This window comes from Nonomuraea sp. NPDC050733 (assembly GCF_040654215.1).
GTDB lineage: Bacteria > Actinomycetota > Actinomycetes > Streptosporangiales > Streptosporangiaceae > Nonomuraea.
On record NZ_JBFAHO010000022.1, the window covers coordinates 25,954 to 41,130 of the forward strand.

The following is a 15,177-nucleotide window of genomic DNA, read 5'->3' on the forward strand; positions in this document are numbered from 1 at the left end:
GCGGTCCGGGGTCAGGCGACGAGCTTGGCGAAGCGGGTGGCGACCTCGCGCCAGATCGGCGTGGAGACCGGCTCGTCGGCCACCGCCCCCGCGTACACCTCGTCGGGGTCGAACCCGGCCACCTCCCACGTCCGGATCCGCTCCGGCAGCACCTCGGGATGGAACTGCACGCCCCACGCCGCCTCGCCCACCCGGAACGCCTGGTACGGGCAGCGGTCCGTCTCCGCGAGCCACACCGCGCCCGGCGGCAGGGCCGTGATCGCGTCCACGTGGTGCTCGATCGCGGGCACCACCTCCGGCAGGTCGCGGAACAGCGGGTCGGCCGCCGTCTCCGGCCGCAGCGTGACCGGGACGCTGCCGTTCTCCGGCGCCCCCGCGTCGCCGGTCACCTCTCCGCCCGCCACCTCGGCGAGCAACTGCCCGCCCAGGCAGATGCCGAAGAACGGCACCCGGCCGGCCAGCGCCTGCCTCACCAGCCCCCGCGTGGGCGCCAGCCAGGGGGCGCGGTCGTCCTCGCTGGGCAGATAGCCGCCGCCCATCATGAGCATCGCGTCGTGGCGGAGCGTCCCGGGCACGGCCTCGCCGTCGTAGGCGTGGACGACGTCCAGCCGCAGCCCCATGTCCTCCAGCCAGCCGCCGAACCGGCCGGGGCCGCCGCTCCTGCTGTTCTGCACGATCAGGACGTCACGCATGGCTGGTCACCGGCCTCCTGTGGGCGTCGGGGGAGAGGGGCGCCGGCCTCCGGCAGGCGTGGGGAGGGAGGTGCGCCGGCCTCCGGCGCGCGTCGGGGGAGCGGGTCACGTCAGTCCCGCGGCGGTCGCGGTGTGGCGCAGCAGCAGGGCGGTGGTCACCGGGCCGACGCCGCCGGGCACCGGGGTCAGCGCGCCCGCCCTGCCGATGACCGCGCCGAAGTCGACGTCGCCGGTCAGGCCGCCGTCGGCCGTCGGGTTGGTGCCGACGTCGATCACGACCGCGCCGGGCGCCACGTGCTCCGCGCCGATCAGCCCGGCCCGGCCCACGGCCGCGACCAGCACCTCGGCGGTGGAGGTGACCGCGGCCAGGTCGCGGGTGCGCGAGTGGCAGACGGTCACGGTGGCGTGCCGGTCGAGCAGCAGGTGCGCCAGCGGCTTGCCCACGACGGTGGACCGGCCGACCACGACGGCCCTGGCGCCCCGCAGCTCGACGCCGTGCCGGTCGAGCAGCGCCATCACCGCGGCGGCCGTGGCCGGCGCGAACGCGGGCAGCCCGGCCGCCAGCCGGCCGAGCGACAGCGGGTTGGCTCCGTCGACGTCCTTGGCCGGGTCGATCGCGCCGGCCAGTTCCTGCGCCGAGGCGCCCTCGGGCAGCGGGGTCTGCAGCATGACGCCGTGGACCGAGGGGTCGGCGCTGAGCCGTTCGAGCGTGGCGCGGATGCCCGCCACCGGGGCGGCGGGGCCGAGGTCGACGATGTCGCAGGCGACGCCCACCCCGGCGGCGGCCTTGGCGATGGAGCGCACGTACCACAGGGACGCCTCGTCGGCGGTGGCCACCACGACCGCCAGCCTCGGCGCGGTCTCGGCGGCCCGCACGAGCCCGGCGACCTCCTCGCGGAGCGCGGCGGCGAGCTCCCGGCCGCGCAGCTCCACCCCGTTCGCGGGGGTCCCGGTCATCGGGCGAGGTCCTTGCGCACGGCCGCCGTGACCCGCTCGGCCCGGGCGACGGCGTCGTCCACGCCCGCCAGGCGTCCGCGCAGCGCGTCCAGCACCCCTTCCTCCTTGATGCCGCCCATGTTGACCTCGACGTTGACGCGGGCCGTGGTGAGCGCGGCCCGCGCGGCCTCGGCGGCCGCGGCCACGTCGGTGACCACGTTGGGGTTGCCGATCGGCAGCAGCGTCTCGCACAGCTCCACCAGCCGCGCGGCCGTCTCGGCGACCCGGGCGGGCGGCTCGGCCGCGCCGGCGAGGGCGGCGGCGATGGCCGCGCTCCGCTCCTCGCCCTTGGGCAGCTTGTACGCCTCCGTCACGGCCGTGAACGCCGCCGCGTCCTCGGCGGCCAGGCCCAGGGCCCGCTCGCGCAGGGTGTCGGTCTCGGCCGTCACCGCGGCCACGGTCTCCGCGTGCCCGGCGTAGCGGTCGCCGGTGCTGTAACGGGCGACCATGCCCAGCAGCGCCGCCGCCTGGGCGGCGTGCAGGGCCGCGGTCGCGCCGCCGCCGGGCGCGGGCTCGCGGGCGGCCAGCCGTTCGAGGAAGTCGCCGATCTTCATGTCGCGCATGGCGGCATTCTGCCAGCCCGCCGCATCCGGGCTCGCGCCGGACCGCGGGCCCGGCGCGTCACTGCCGGCGGGTCACTCCCGGTGCATCGGCCGGGTCGTGTCGTCGGCCACCTGCCCGTAGGGCGACGGCCCCTGGGACGAGGGCCCGTACGACGACGGACTGGGGGCTCCGTGAGACGGTGCCCCGTACGCCTCGTAGCCGGACATCCCGTACGCCGATGTCCCATGTCCCGGCGTCACCACCGGCGGACGCCGCGAGCGCCACCGCGACGGGAACGCCGACGCCGCGAGCAGCAGGACCCCCACCACCAGGAACATCCCCGTGTACCCCAGCGTCAGGTACCCCGTCCGCATCCACCCCGGTACGAACAGATCCGTCACGGACGAGACGGACAGGATCTCGGCGAACGGCAGCAGCCCGTAGAACGTGAACCCGATCCCGCCCAGTAGCGAGGCGACCGGCGACAGCCGCGAGGAGGCCAGCAGGGCCAGCAGCACACCGGCCACGACGATCGCGGCCACCCCGGTCCACGAGATCCGGAACTGCTGGATGCTCAGCGAGACCTCGCCGACTCCGTACATCAGGGCCACGGCGACCAGCGGTGGCAGCAGGACTCCGGCGACCACTCCCAGTACATGACGCACACCGTTGGACATGACGCCCCAACCCCCGTCGTCCGGTCAGGGCCCCAACCTACCGCGTGGATTCCCGCACGACGAGGTCCGGCTGGAACATGATCTGCTGGTGCGCGTGCGTGTCGGGGTTGTCGCACTCGTCCAGCAGCAGCTCGGTGGCCACCCGGCCGAGCTGGTAGGTCGGCTGCCGGATCGACGACAGCGACACCGTGGAGGCCGAGGCGAAGTCGATGTCGTCGTACCCGATCAGCGACACGTCGTCGGGCACCCGCACGCCCGCCTGGAGCAGGCCCCGCAGCATGCCGAGCGCCAGCAGGTCGTTGGCGCAGAACAGCGCGTCGGGCAGGGTGCCGTCGGCCAGCAGCTTCTCGGCGGCCTGCTGACCGGCCTTGGCCGTCATCGCCGGCATCGCGATCTCGCGCAGCTCCGCCGGGTCGCGCCCGGCCGCGGCCATGGCCTGCTCGGCGCCCCGCCGCCGTTCCTGGCACTGCCGGATGGCGGGGGGCCCGGTCACGTAGCCGAGCCGCCCGGCCCCGCCGCGCAGCAGGTGGCCGGCCGCCATGGCGCCGCCGGTCACGTCGTTGACCGCGACGGCGCACTGGGTGGAGCGCTCGGCCGGGTGATCCACGAGCACCACGGCGATGCCCCGCTCGCGCAGCCGCTCCAGCCGGCCGGGGTCCTCGTCGGAGGGCGTGATGAGCACGCCGCGCACCCGCTGCTCGGCGAAGACCAGCAGGTTGCGCTCCTCCTTCAGCCGGCTGCCCGAGGAGTTGCCCAGGATGACCGCGTAGCCGCGCTCGCTGGCCATGTCCTCCACGCCGGCGGCGACGTCGGTGAAGAACGGGTTGCCGATGTCGATCACCGACAGCCCGATCGTGCGGCTGTGGCCGGCCCGCAGCGTGGAGGCCGAGCCGTGCCGGACGAACCCCAGGTCGCGGATGGCGGCCTCGACGCGGGTACGGGTGCCGCCCGCGACCTTCTCGGGGCGGTTGAGCACGTTGGACACCGTCCCGGGCGACACGCCCGCCCGGGCCGCGACGTCCTTGATGCTCACTGTGGCCATTCACGCCCCCGGGGCTCGTAGGTGCGCACGTCCGCGCTCCGCCGTACCAGATCCCGCATCTCGGCCAGGTCGCCGACCAGGCCGCGGGCTCGCGCCTGCACCAGCGCGTTGCCGAGGGCGGCCGCCTCGACCGGGCCCGCGACCACCGGGAGCCCCGTCGCCTCGGCGGTGAGCCGGCACAGCAACGCGTTGCGCGAGCCGCCACCGACCACATGGACGACCTCGACGGGCCGCCCGCTGAGGCGGGCCGCGTCGTCGACGGCCCTTTTGTAGGCGAGGGCGAGGCTCTGCAGGATGCATCGTACGGCCTGCGCCCGTCCCTCCGGGGGCCGCTGCCCGGTACGGGTGCAGTAGGCGTCGATGCGGGCGGGCATGTCGCCCGGCGGCAGGAACGACGGGTCGTCGGGGTCGATGACCGCGTCGGTGCGGGCGTGCTCGGCCTCGGCCAGCAGCGCCTCCAGGTCGGGGTGGTCCCAGACGCGCAGGCACTCCTGGAGGATCCACAGGCCCATGACGTTGCGCAGGTAGCGGACGGTGCCGTCGAGGCCGGTCTCGTTGGTGAAGTTGGCCAGCCGGCTCTGCTCGGTGAGCACCGGGACGGGCAGCTCGACGCCGACGAGCGACCACGTGCCGCACGAGATGTAGGCGAAGTTCGGGCCGGTGGCGGGCACGGCCACCACGGCGGAGGCGGTGTCGTGCGAGGCGACCTGGGTGACGACCGTGGAGTAGCCCAGCTCGGCGGCCACGTCCTCGCGCACAGGACTCGACTCGGCGTCGGTGATCGGCGGCAGGATGCGGCGGGGCAGGCCGAGCCGGTCGACCAGGTCCCACGCCCAGTCGCGGCGGGTCACGTCGTACAGGCCGGTGGTGGAGGCGTTGGTGCGCTCGGCGGCGATCCGCCCGGTCAGCCAGTAGCCGATCAGGTCCGGGATCATCAGCAGCGTCTCGGCCTCGTCGAGCCGCTCGCGCAGGAGCTGGTTGACCGTGGTGAACGGCAGGAACTGCAGCCCCGTCACCTCGTACGGGTCGATCCGCTCGGTGACCTCGGCCGTGCGCGCGTCGCGGTAGTGGACCGGGTTGCCGATCAGCCGGCCCGTGGCGTCGAGCAGGCCGTAGTCCACGGCCCACGAGTCGACGCCGGCCGACTCGGCGGGCCCCGCCCTGCGCAGGCCGTCGAGCACGCCCTGGTACAGGGAGAGGATGTCCCAGTGCAGGGTCCCGGCCACCCGTACCGGCCGGTTGGGGAAGCGGTGCGCCTCGGCGAGCTCGATCTTGTCGGCGGTGATGTCGGCGGTCATCACGCGCCCGCTGGAGGCGCCGAGGTCCACAGCGGTGAATCGCATGCGCTGATTAAAACGTATCAATCACAATGGCGCCATAGCGGAGGGCGACCCATTGACGGCCGCAGGCGCAGCGCCTACATTCCGGAAACATCCTGTTAAAACGTTTGTCGCGCGGAGGATGTATGGGCGCTCACCCCACGCTCGCACTCGCCGGCGTCAGCAAGTCCTTCGGCGCGGTCCGGGCGCTACGGGACGTCTCCATCGAACTGCACGCGGGCGAGGCGCACGCCCTCGCGGGCGAGAACGGGGCGGGCAAGTCCACGCTCGTCAAGACGCTCGCCGGGGTCCACCGCCCCGACCAGGGCAGGATTCTGCTCAACGGCGAGCCCGTCGTCTTCTCCGGACCGGCCGACGCCCAGCAGGCCGGCGTCGCCGTCATCTACCAGGAGCCCACGCTCTTCCCCGACCTGTCCGTCGCCGAGAACATCTTCATGGGCCGCCAGCCCCGCCGCTCGCTCGGCCGCATCGACCGCGCCGCCATGCGCGCCGAGACCCGCGAGCTGTTCGGCCGGCTCGGCGTCGCCCTCGACCCCGGCCGCCCCACGCGCGGCCTGTCCATCGCCGACCAGCAGCTCGTGGAGATCGCCAAGGCGCTCTCCCGCGACGCCCGCGTGCTGGTCATGGACGAGCCGACGGCCGCGCTGTCGGGCGCGGAGGTCGCCCGCCTCTTCTCCGTCGTCGAGGCGCTGCGCGAGCACGGCTGCGCGGTCCTGTTCATCTCCCACCGGCTCGACGAGATCTTCGCCCTCTGCCAGCGCGTCACCACGCTGCGGGACGGCCAGTGGATCGCCAGCGAGCCCGTCGCCGGTCTCACCCACGACGACCTGGTGCGCCGCATGGTCGGCCGCGATCTCGGCGCCCTCTACCCGAAGCAGGCGGCCGCCGTCGGCGACGTCGCCCTCAAGGTCGAGCGGCTGACCCGCGAGGGCGTCTTCACCGACGTCTCCTTCGAGGTGCGGCGCGGCGAGATCGTCGCCCTGGCCGGGCTCGTCGGCGCCGGCCGCAGCGAGGTGGCCCGCGCGATCTTCGGCATCGACCGGTGGGACGCCGGCACGGTCACCGTGGACGGCCGCGAGCTGCCGCCCGGCAGCCCCACGGCCGCCATGGGCGCCGGGCTCGCCCTCGTCCCGGAGGACCGCCGCCAGCAGGGCCTGGTCATGGAGATGTCGATCGAGCGCAACATCGGCCTGACCGGGCTGCGCTCCCTGCGCCGCGGCCCCACGATCTCACGGCGGGCCGAGCGCGACCGGGCGGCGGACTGGGCGGCACGGCTGCGGCTGAAGTTCGCCCGGCTCGGCGACGGCGTCGGCGTGCTGTCCGGGGGCAACCAGCAGAAGGTCGTGCTCGCCAAGTGGCTGGCCACCGAGCCGTCCGTGCTCGTCGTGGACGAGCCGACGCGCGGCATCGACGTGGGCACCAAGGCTGAGGTGCACCGGCTGCTGTCGGAGCTGGCCGGCCAGGGCATCGCCGTCCTGATGATCTCCTCCGACCTGCCCGAGGTGCTCGGCATGGCCGACCGGGTGCTCGTCATGCGCGAGGGCCGGCTGAGCGCCGAGATCCCGCGCGCCGAGGCCACCGAGGAGAGCGTGATGCACGCCGCCACGAGGAGGGCCGCATGACCGCGACCACGGTGCCGGACCAAGGGCCGGACCAGGGGCGCGGCCGGGAGCTCGGGGCGCGCGGCGCCCGCGCCCTGGTGGACCTCGTCTTCCGCGCCCGCGAGCTGAGCCTGGTCGTGGCGCTGGCCGTGCTCGTCGCCGTGACCGCCGGGGTCAACGGCAACTTCCTGTCCGGCCAGGGCATCGAGGACATCCTGCTCAACACCGCGATCCTGGCCCTGCTGGCCGTCGGCCAGTCGATCGTGGTGATCACCCGCAACATCGACCTGTCGGTCGGCTCCGTGGTGGGGCTCGTCGCGTTCGTCACCGGCGACGTGCTCGCCCGCGGCGCCGGGATCGTGCCGGCCGTGCTGCTCGGCGTGGCCATCGGCGCCGCCTGCGGCCTGGTCAACGGCCTGCTGGTCAGCTTCTGCCGGGTGCCCGCGCTGGTCGTCACGCTCGGCACGCTGTACGTCATCCAGGGCCTCGACCACTACCTCGCCCACGGCCGGCAGATCAACGCGGTGGACCTGCCGCCCGCCCTGCTCGCCCTGGGCAACGGGGCCGTGCTCGGCGTGCCGTACCTGCCGCTCATCACGCTCGTGGTCATGCTCGCGGTCGGCGCCTACCTGCGCGCGTACCCGAGCGGCCGGGAGTTCTACGCGATCGGCTCCAGCCCCGAGGCCGCCCGGCTGGCCGGCGTGCCCGTCCGGCGGCGCGTGCTGGCCGCCTACCTGGTCAGCGGCTGCCTGGCCGGCCTCGCCGGGGTGCTGTGGCTGGCCCGGTTCGGCACGGTCGTCGGCGACTCCGCGGGCGGCTGGGAGCTGCTGGTGGTCAGCGCGGTCGTGGTCGGCGGCGTGGCCATCACCGGCGGCGTCGGCAGTGTGTACGGCGCCGCGCTCGGCGCGCTGCTGCTCACCACGATCGGCAGCGCGCTCGTCGTGCTGCGGGTCAACCCGTTCTGGCAGCAGGCCGTCACCGGAGCGCTGCTGCTGCTGGCCATCAGCGTCGACCGGGTGCTCGCGATCCGCGTCGCCCGCCTGCTCAGGAAGGGGAGCCGCCGATGACCCGGGTGCTGCGCTGGGACGTGCTGGTCGGCGCGCTGCTGGTGGCCGTGTTCGCCGCGGGCTCCTTCTCCGTGCCGGGGTTCGCGACCGTGGACAACCTGTCGTTCGCGCTCGGCGACCTCGGCGAGATCGCGCTCATCGCGCTGGCCATGACCCTGCTCGTGGTGGCCGCCGAGGTGGACCTGTCGGTGGCCTCAGTCCTCGGCCTGTCCAGCGCCATGGTCGGCGCGCTGTGGGACGGCGGCATGGCCATCGAGACGATCATCCCGCTGGTCGTGCTCACCGGAGCCGTGTGCGGCCTGGTCAACGGGCTGCTCGTGACGCGCCTCGGCCTGCCGTCGCTGGCGGTCACGATCGGCACCCTCGCGCTCTACCGCGGCCTGGCGTACGTGGTGCTCGGCGACCAGGCCGTCGCCCAGTTCCCGCCCGCCTACACCGCGCTCGCCGTGGACGACGTGCCCGGCACGCCCATCCCGTACCCCGTCGCCCTGTTCGTCCTGCTCGCCGCCGTCACCGGCGTCGTCCTGCACGCCACCGGCTTCGGCCGCGCCCTGTACGCCATCGGCGCGCAGGAGCAGGCCGCGTTCTTCGCCGGGATCCGGGTCAAACGGATCAAGCTGGTGCTGTTCACGCTCTCCGGCACCGTCGCCGCGTTCGCCGGCGTCGTCTTCACCCTCAGGTACGGCTCGGCCCGGGCCGACAACGGCCTCGGGATCGAGCTGGCCGTCATCGCCGCCGTGCTGCTCGGCGGCGTCGACTTCGACGGCGGCAAGGGCACCCTCGGCGGCGTCATCGCCGGGGTGCTGCTCATCGGGCTGCTGCGCAACCTGCTCATGCTCGGCGACGTCTCCACCGAGATCCAGTCGATCGTCACCGGGCTCCTCCTCATCGTGTCGGTGCTCACCCCCCGCCTCGTCTCGCTGGTCAGGCCCGTCCTGAAAGGAACCCCATGACCCCGATGCGTCTCACAGCCGTGGTCGCCCTGCTCGCCCTGGGGGCCGCCGCCTGCGGCGGCACCACCAAGTCCAGCGTCACCTCCGCCCCCGCGCCGGCCCCCGCCTCCTCCTCGGCCGCCGCCAAGGCCGACCCGAACGCCCCCCTCAAGGAGGGCATCAAGCTGGCGTTCCTCCCCAAGCAGATCAACAACCCGTACGAGACCATCGTCGACAACGCGGGCATCGAGGCCGCCAAGGAGTACAAGGGCGAGGCGAAGGAGGTCGGCCCGTCCGACGCCTCCGCCTCCTCCCAGATCTCCTACATCAACACGCTCACCCAGCAGGGCCACGACGCGATCCTCATCGCCGCCAACGACGCCAACGCCGTGTGCGGCCCGCTCTCGACGGCCCGCGCCAAGGGCATCAAGGTCGTCTCGTACGACTCCGACGCCGCCCCCGAGTGCCGCGACCTGTTCATCAACCAGGCCAGCTCCGAGGAGGTCGGCCGCAGCCAGGTCAGGCTGCTCGCCGACCTGATCGGCAAGAAGGGCGAGATCGCCATCCTGTCAGCCACGGCCAACGCCACGAACCAGAACACCTGGATCAAGTACATGAAGGACGAGCTGGCCAAGCCCGACTACAAGGACATGAAGCTGGTCAAGGTGGCCTACGGCGACGACGACGACCAGAAGTCGTTCACCGAGACCCAGGGCCTGCTCCAGGCGTACCCGGACCTCAAGGGCATCATCTCGCCCACCACGGTCGGCGTCTCGGCGGCGGCCCGCTACATCTCCGGCTCCAAGTACAAGGGCAAGGTCGTGCTGACCGGCCTCGGCACGCCCAACCAGATGCGGCAGTTCGTCAAGGACGGCACGGTCGAGAAGTTCGCCCTGTGGAACCCCAAGGACCTCGGCTACCTCGCCTCCTACGCGGCGGCGGCGCTGGTGTCCGGCCAGATCACCGGCGCCCAGGGCGAGACGTTCAAGGCCGGCAAGCTCGGCGAGCGCACGATCGGCGCGAACGGCGAGGTCATCCTCGGCCCGCCGTTCACCTTCGACGCCGCCAACATCGACCAGTTCGACTTCTAGCGGTCCCCCAGGACCGCTCTCCCCGGTCCCCGCCGCCCGGCGGGGACCTCACCACGAGTCAGACCAGCGAAGGCGAGGGCCAGTGAAGGTTCGGAGGGTGCCATGCGGCGCGTGTGCTTCCTGCTGAAGGTGCGCGAGGACCGTCTCGACGAGTACCGCGAGCGGCACGAGGCCGTGTGGCCCGACATGCTCGACGCCCTGCGGACGGCCGGATGGGGCAACTACTCGTTGTTCCTGCGCGAGGACGGCCTGCTCGTCGGCTACCTGGAGACCGACGACTTCGAGGCCGCCCAGCGGCGGATGGCCGAGACGGACGTCAACGACAGGTGGCAGGCCGAGATGGCGCCGTTCTTCGAGACGGGCCGGGCCGACGAGGCGTTCGCGCCGCTGGAGGAAGTGTTCCACCTTGACTGAATCAGGACAGAGTGAATCGGGGAAGGCATTGATCAAGGAAGAGCTGCGCCGGCAGCGCATCGAGACGCCGTCGTGGGCGTACGGCAACTCCGGCACCAGGTTCAAGGTGTTCGCCCAGCAGGGCGTGCCGCGCGACCCGTACGAGAAGCTGGCGGACGCCGCGCAGGTGCACCGCCACACGGGCGTCGCGCCGACCGTCGCCCTGCACATCCCCTGGGACAAGGTCGACGACTACGCCGACCTGGCCCGGCACGCCTCGGAGCTGGGCGTGACGATCGGCGCCATCAACTCCAACGTGTTCCAGGACGACGACTACAAGCTGGGCAGCGTCACCCACCCGGACCCGGCCGTGCGCAAGAAGGCGCTGGGCCACCTGCTGGAGTGCGTGGACATCATGGACCAGACCGGGTCCGACACGCTCAAGCTGTGGTTCTCCGACGGCACCAACTACCCCGGCCAGGACGACATCCGCTCGCGCCAGGACCGGCTCGCCGAGGCCCTGGCCGCCGTCTACGAGCGGCTCGGGGAGGAGCAGCGGTTCCTGCTGGAGTACAAGCTGTTCGAGCCGGCCTTCTACATGACGGACCTGCCGGACTGGGGCGCCGCCTACGCGCACTGCCTCAAGCTGGGCCCGAAGGCGCAGGTCGTGGTCGACACCGGCCACCACGCGCCGGGCACCAACATCGAGTTCATCGTGGCGTTCCTGCTGCGCGAGGGGAAGCTCGGCGGCTTCGACTTCAACTCCCGCTTCTACGCCGACGACGACCTCATGGTGGGCGCGGCCGACCCGTTCCAGCTGTTCCGCATCATGTGCGAGGTGATCCGCGGCGGCGGGTACACCGACGAGACCGCGTTCATGCTCGACCAGTGCCACAACATCGAGCCCAAGATCCCCGGCCAGATCCGGTCGGTCATGAACGTTCAGGAGGCGACCGCCAAGGCCCTCCTCGTGGACCGTGACGCGCTGGCCGCCGCGCAGCGCGAGGGCGACGTGCTCGGCGCCAACGCCGTGCTCATGGACGCCTACAACACCGACGTCCGCCCCCTGCTCGCCGAGCTGCGCGAGGAGATGGGGCTGGACCCGGACCCGATGGCCGCGTACGCCAGGTCCGGTTACTTCGACAAGATCGCCGCCGAGAGGGTCGGCGGCGCGCAGGCAGGGTGGGGAGCCTGATGCAGGCCGTACAGGAACTGCTCGAACGAGCACACGCGCTGGGCGCAGACCCGCGCAACACCAACTACGCCGGGGGCAACGCCTCCGCCAAGGGCAGCGAGACCGACCCGGTGACGGGCGAGCAGGTGGAGCTGATGTGGGTGAAGGGGTCCGGGGGCGACCTCGGCACCCTCACCGCGGCCGGGCTGGCCGTGCTCCGGCTCGACCGGCTCCGCGCGCTGACCCGGGTCTATCCCGGTCCCGAGCGCGAGGACGAGATGGTCGCCGCGTTCGACTACTGCCTGCACGGCAAGGGCGGCGCCGCGCCGTCCATCGACACCGCCATGCACGGCCTCGTCGAGGCCACGCACGTGGACCACCTGCACCCCGACTCCGGCATCGCCATCGCGACCGCCGCCGACGGCCCCGAGCTGACCGGCCGGATCTTCGGCGACCGGGTCGTGTGGGTGCCGTGGCGGCGGCCCGGCTTCCAGCTCGGCCTCGACATCGCCGCCATCAAGGAGGCGAACCCGCAGGCCATCGGCTGCATCCTCGGCGGCCACGGCGTCACCGCCTGGGGCGCCACCAGCGAGGAGTGCCAGGCCAACTCCCTGGAGATCATCCGCACCGCCGAGCGGTACATCGCCGAGCACGGCCGTCCCGACCCGTTCGGCCCGGTCGTGCACGAGCCGCTGGCCGAGGAGGCCCGCCGCCGCCGCGCGGCCGAGCTGTTCCCGGTGGTGCGCGGCCTGGCCAGCACCGACGCGCGGCAGGTCGGCCACTACACCGACTCGCCCGAGGTGCTCGACTTCCTGGCCCGCGCCGAGCACCCCAGGCTCGCCGCGCTCGGCACGTCCTGCCCGGACCACTTCCTGCGCACCAAGGTCGCGCCGCTCGTGCTGGACCTCGCGCCGGACGCCCCGCTGGAGGAGGCCGTGGCCCGCCTGCGCGAGCTGCACGCCTCCTACCGCGAGGAGTACGCCGCCTACTACGCCCGCCACGCCACCCCCGACTCGCCGCCCATGCGCGGCGCGGACCCGGCGATCGTGCTGGTGCCCGGCGTCGGCATGTTCAGCTTCGGCAAGGACAAGCAGACCGCGCGCGTCGCCGGCGAGTTCTACGTCAACGCCATCAACGTGATGCGCGGCGCCGAGGCCCTGTCCCGCTACCAGCCGATCGCGGAGTCGGAGAAGTTCCGCATCGAGTACTGGGAGCTGGAGGAGGCCAAGCTGCGGCGCATGCCCGCGCCCAAGCCGCTGGCCGGCCGGGTCGCCCTGGTCACCGGCGGCGGCTCCGGCATCGGCGCCGCCACCGCCCGCCGCCTGGCCGCCGAGGGCGCGTGCGTGGTCGTCGCCGACCGCGACGTGGCCGCCGCCGGCAAGGTCGCCGCCGAGCTCGGCGCCAAGGCGCTGCGCGCCGAGGACGTGGCGATCGCCGCCGAGGCGGACGTCACCTCCGAGGAGCAGGTCACCGAGGCCGTACGGCAGGCGGTCCTCGCCTTCGGCGGCGTCGACCTGATCGTCAACAACGCCGGGCTGTCCCTGTCGCGCTCCCTGCTGGAGACCACGCTCGGCGACTGGGACCTCCAGCACGACGTCATGGCCCGCGGCTCGTTCCTCGTCTCCCGCGAGAGCGCCCGCGTGCTCATCGACCAGGGCATGGGCGGCGACATCATCTACATCTCCTCGAAGAACTCCGTCTTCGCGGGGCCCAACAACGTCGCCTACGGCGCCGCCAAGGCCGACCAGGCCCACCAGGTACGGCTCCTGGCCGCCGAGCTCGGCCAGTACGGCGTGCGCGTGAACGGCGTCAACCCCGACGGCGTCGTGCGCGGCTCCGGCATCTTCGCCTCCGGCTGGGGCGCCAACCGGGCGGCCGTGTACGGGGTGGAGGAGGAGCGGCTCGGCGAGTTCTACGCCCAGCGGACGCTGCTCAAGCGCGAGGTGCTGCCCGAGCACGTGGCCGCGGCGGTCTTCGCCCTCACGGGCGGCGACCTGGCGCAGACCACCGGCCTGCACATCCCGGTCGACGCGGGCGTGGCCGCCGCCTTCCTGCGCTAGCAGTCTTCCGCGGCGCACAGCGGTGCCGCCGGCATATGATCCGTCGCCGGCGGCACCGCCTCCCTCTGTCCCCGAATCCCGCTACCCCCCAAAACGGCTCTAACACCCCAGGAGGCACGATGCCGCTCGAACGGATAAACGCACCCCGGACCAAGGTCGGGCTCGTCGCCGGCGGGCTCGGCGCGTACTGGCCGCAGTTCCCCGACCTGCTGCCCCAGCTCCAGCGGTCGTCCGCGCGCGTGTCGGAGCGGATGGGGGAGCTCGGCTGCGACGTGGTGGACGTCGGCTTCATCTCCGACGCCCAGGAGGGCGCGGTCGCGGCGGAACGGCTGCGCGAGGCCGGCTGCGACATCATCGTCGGCTTCCTCACCACCTACATGACCGCCACCATGCTGCTGCCCATCGCACAGCGCAGCGGCGCTCCCGTGCTGCTCATCAACCTGCAGCCGACCGAGTCGATGGACCACGACACCTTCGACACCGGCCAGTGGCTGGCCTACTGCGGCGCCTGCCCGCTGCCGGAGATGGCCAATACCTTCACCCGGGCCGGCATCCCGTTCCGCTCCGTGTCGGGCTACCTGGAGGACCCGCGCGCCTGGGAGCGCATCGAGCGGTGGGTCAAGGCCGCCGGCGTGCGCGCGGCGCTGGGCAAGGGCCGCCACGGGCTGATGGGCCACCTGTACCCGGGCATGCTCGACGTCTCCACCGACCTCACGCTCGTCCCCGTCAACTTCGGCGGCCACGTCGAGGTCCTGGAGTTCGACGACCTGCGCGTACGGGTGGAGAAGGTCGGCGACACCGAGGTCAAGGAGCGCGTCGAGCTGGCCCGCGAGGTGTTCGAGCTGGCCGACACGGTCGTGCCCGAGGACTTCGAGTGGGCGGCCCGCGTCTCCGTGGGCCTCGACCGGCTGGTGGAGGACTTCGACCTGGACAGCCTCGCCTACTACCACCGCGGGCTGGACGGCGAGATCCACGAGCGGCTCGGCGCCGGCATGATCCTCGGGGCGTCGCTGCTCACGGCGCGCGGCGTCCCGGCGGCCGGCGAGTACGAGCTGCGCACCTCCCTGGCCATGCTGATCATGGACCGGCTCGGCGCGGGCGGCTCCTTCACCGAGCTGCAGGCGCTGGACTTCCTGCGCGGCCACGTCGAGATGGGCCACGACGGCCCCGCCCACCTGGCCATCAGCGCCCGCCGTCCGCTGCTGCGCGGCCTCGGCGTCTTCCACGGCAAGCGCGGCTGGGGCGTCTCGGTCGAGTTCGACGTGGCGCACGGGCCGGTGACGGCGTTCGGGCTCATCCAGCGGCGCGACGGCAGGTTCGCGTTCGTCGCCTCGGAGGGCGTGACCGTGGACGGCCCGCACCTCAAGATCGGCAACACGACGTCGCGGGTCGACTTCGGCCGCGACCCGGGGGAGTGGACGGACGCGTGGAGCGCCTCCGGCATCTCCCACCACTGGGCCCTCGGCACCGGCCACCGGATCGGCGAGCTGCGGGCGCTGGCGGACCTGCTGGACGTGGAGCTGGTGGAGATCTGATTCCTCCCAACTCTCTGTGAACCGGGCGGCCGGG

At 73.1% G+C, this 15,177-nt stretch carries 14 protein-coding genes; 8 read left to right on the forward strand and 6 right to left on the reverse strand.

All coding sequences use genetic code 11. The features are described from left to right. Nucleotides 1–11: 11 nt before the first annotated feature. From AB0H64_RS28435 to AB0H64_RS28460, 6 genes are all read right to left on the reverse strand, one after another. On the reverse strand, nt 12–692 hold the full coding sequence (locus tag AB0H64_RS28435) for a type 1 glutamine amidotransferase (protein WP_357630438.1): 681 nt from the start codon (nt 690–692) through the stop codon (nt 12–14). Nucleotides 693–797: 105 nt separating this feature from the next. Continuing rightward, nucleotides 798–1,649, reverse strand: a complete 852-nt coding sequence (locus tag AB0H64_RS28440; protein ID WP_357630440.1) for a bifunctional 5,10-methylenetetrahydrofolate dehydrogenase/5,10-methenyltetrahydrofolate cyclohydrolase — start codon at nt 1,647–1,649, stop codon at nt 798–800. Beyond that, nucleotides 1,646–2,251 (reverse strand): cyclodeaminase/cyclohydrolase family protein, encoded by a 606-nt coding sequence (locus AB0H64_RS28445; protein ID WP_357630443.1) that lies wholly within the window; start codon nt 2,249–2,251, stop codon nt 1,646–1,648. The genes AB0H64_RS28440 and AB0H64_RS28445 overlap by 4 nt, the downstream gene beginning before the upstream one ends. Before the next feature lie 72 nt (nt 2,252–2,323). Beyond that, on the reverse strand, nt 2,324–2,908 hold the full coding sequence (locus tag AB0H64_RS28450) for a hypothetical protein (RefSeq protein ID WP_357630445.1): 585 nt from the start codon (nt 2,906–2,908) through the stop codon (nt 2,324–2,326). Between the two features lie 37 nt (nt 2,909–2,945). Beyond that, complete coding sequence (locus tag AB0H64_RS28455) at nt 2,946–3,950, reverse strand: substrate-binding domain-containing protein (RefSeq protein WP_357630448.1); 1,005 nt, start codon at nt 3,948–3,950, stop codon at nt 2,946–2,948. Continuing rightward, nucleotides 3,938–5,293, reverse strand: a complete 1,356-nt coding sequence (locus tag AB0H64_RS28460; protein ID WP_357630450.1) for a rhamnulokinase family protein — start codon at nt 5,291–5,293, stop codon at nt 3,938–3,940. The genes AB0H64_RS28455 and AB0H64_RS28460 overlap by 13 nt, the downstream gene beginning before the upstream one ends. A 122-nt stretch (nt 5,294–5,415) precedes the next feature. On the opposite strand from AB0H64_RS28460, the gene AB0H64_RS28465 reads away from it, so the two are divergent. The 8 genes from AB0H64_RS28465 (at nt 5,416) to AB0H64_RS28500 (ending at nt 15,143) form a co-directional block, all read left to right on the forward strand. After that, on the forward strand, nt 5,416–6,912 hold the full coding sequence (locus AB0H64_RS28465) for a sugar ABC transporter ATP-binding protein (protein ID WP_357630453.1): 1,497 nt from the start codon (nt 5,416–5,418) through the stop codon (nt 6,910–6,912). Further along, the gene (locus tag AB0H64_RS28470; protein ID WP_357630456.1) at nt 6,909–7,958 is read left to right on the forward strand and encodes an ABC transporter permease; all 1,050 of its coding nucleotides are present in this window, start codon (nt 6,909–6,911) and stop codon (nt 7,956–7,958) included. Before AB0H64_RS28465 ends, AB0H64_RS28470 begins: the two co-directional genes overlap by 4 nt. Further along, nucleotides 7,955–8,911 (forward strand): ABC transporter permease, encoded by a 957-nt coding sequence (locus tag AB0H64_RS28475; protein WP_310712427.1) that lies wholly within the window; start codon nt 7,955–7,957, stop codon nt 8,909–8,911. Before AB0H64_RS28470 ends, AB0H64_RS28475 begins: the two co-directional genes overlap by 4 nt. Next, nucleotides 8,908–9,981, forward strand: a complete 1,074-nt coding sequence (gene rhaS / locus AB0H64_RS28480) for a rhamnose ABC transporter substrate-binding protein (protein WP_355438098.1) — start codon at nt 8,908–8,910, stop codon at nt 9,979–9,981. The genes AB0H64_RS28475 and rhaS overlap by 4 nt, the downstream gene beginning before the upstream one ends. A 102-nt stretch (nt 9,982–10,083) precedes the next feature. Beyond that, the gene (locus AB0H64_RS28485; protein WP_310712425.1) at nt 10,084–10,395 is read left to right on the forward strand and encodes an L-rhamnose mutarotase; all 312 of its coding nucleotides are present in this window, start codon (nt 10,084–10,086) and stop codon (nt 10,393–10,395) included. 28 nt (nt 10,396–10,423) lie between these two features. Then, nucleotides 10,424–11,569: an L-rhamnose isomerase gene (rhaI, locus tag AB0H64_RS28490; protein WP_357630460.1), complete on the forward strand. Its 1,146-nt coding sequence runs from the start codon at nt 10,424–10,426 to the stop codon at nt 11,567–11,569. Further along, nucleotides 11,569–13,608 (forward strand): bifunctional aldolase/short-chain dehydrogenase, encoded by a 2,040-nt coding sequence (locus tag AB0H64_RS28495; protein WP_357630462.1) that lies wholly within the window; start codon nt 11,569–11,571, stop codon nt 13,606–13,608. The genes rhaI and AB0H64_RS28495 overlap by 1 nt, the downstream gene beginning before the upstream one ends. A 119-nt stretch (nt 13,609–13,727) precedes the next feature. Then, the gene (locus AB0H64_RS28500) at nt 13,728–15,143 is read left to right on the forward strand and encodes an L-fucose/L-arabinose isomerase family protein (protein WP_357630465.1); all 1,416 of its coding nucleotides are present in this window, start codon (nt 13,728–13,730) and stop codon (nt 15,141–15,143) included. The last annotated feature ends 34 nt before the right edge of the window (nt 15,144–15,177 follow it).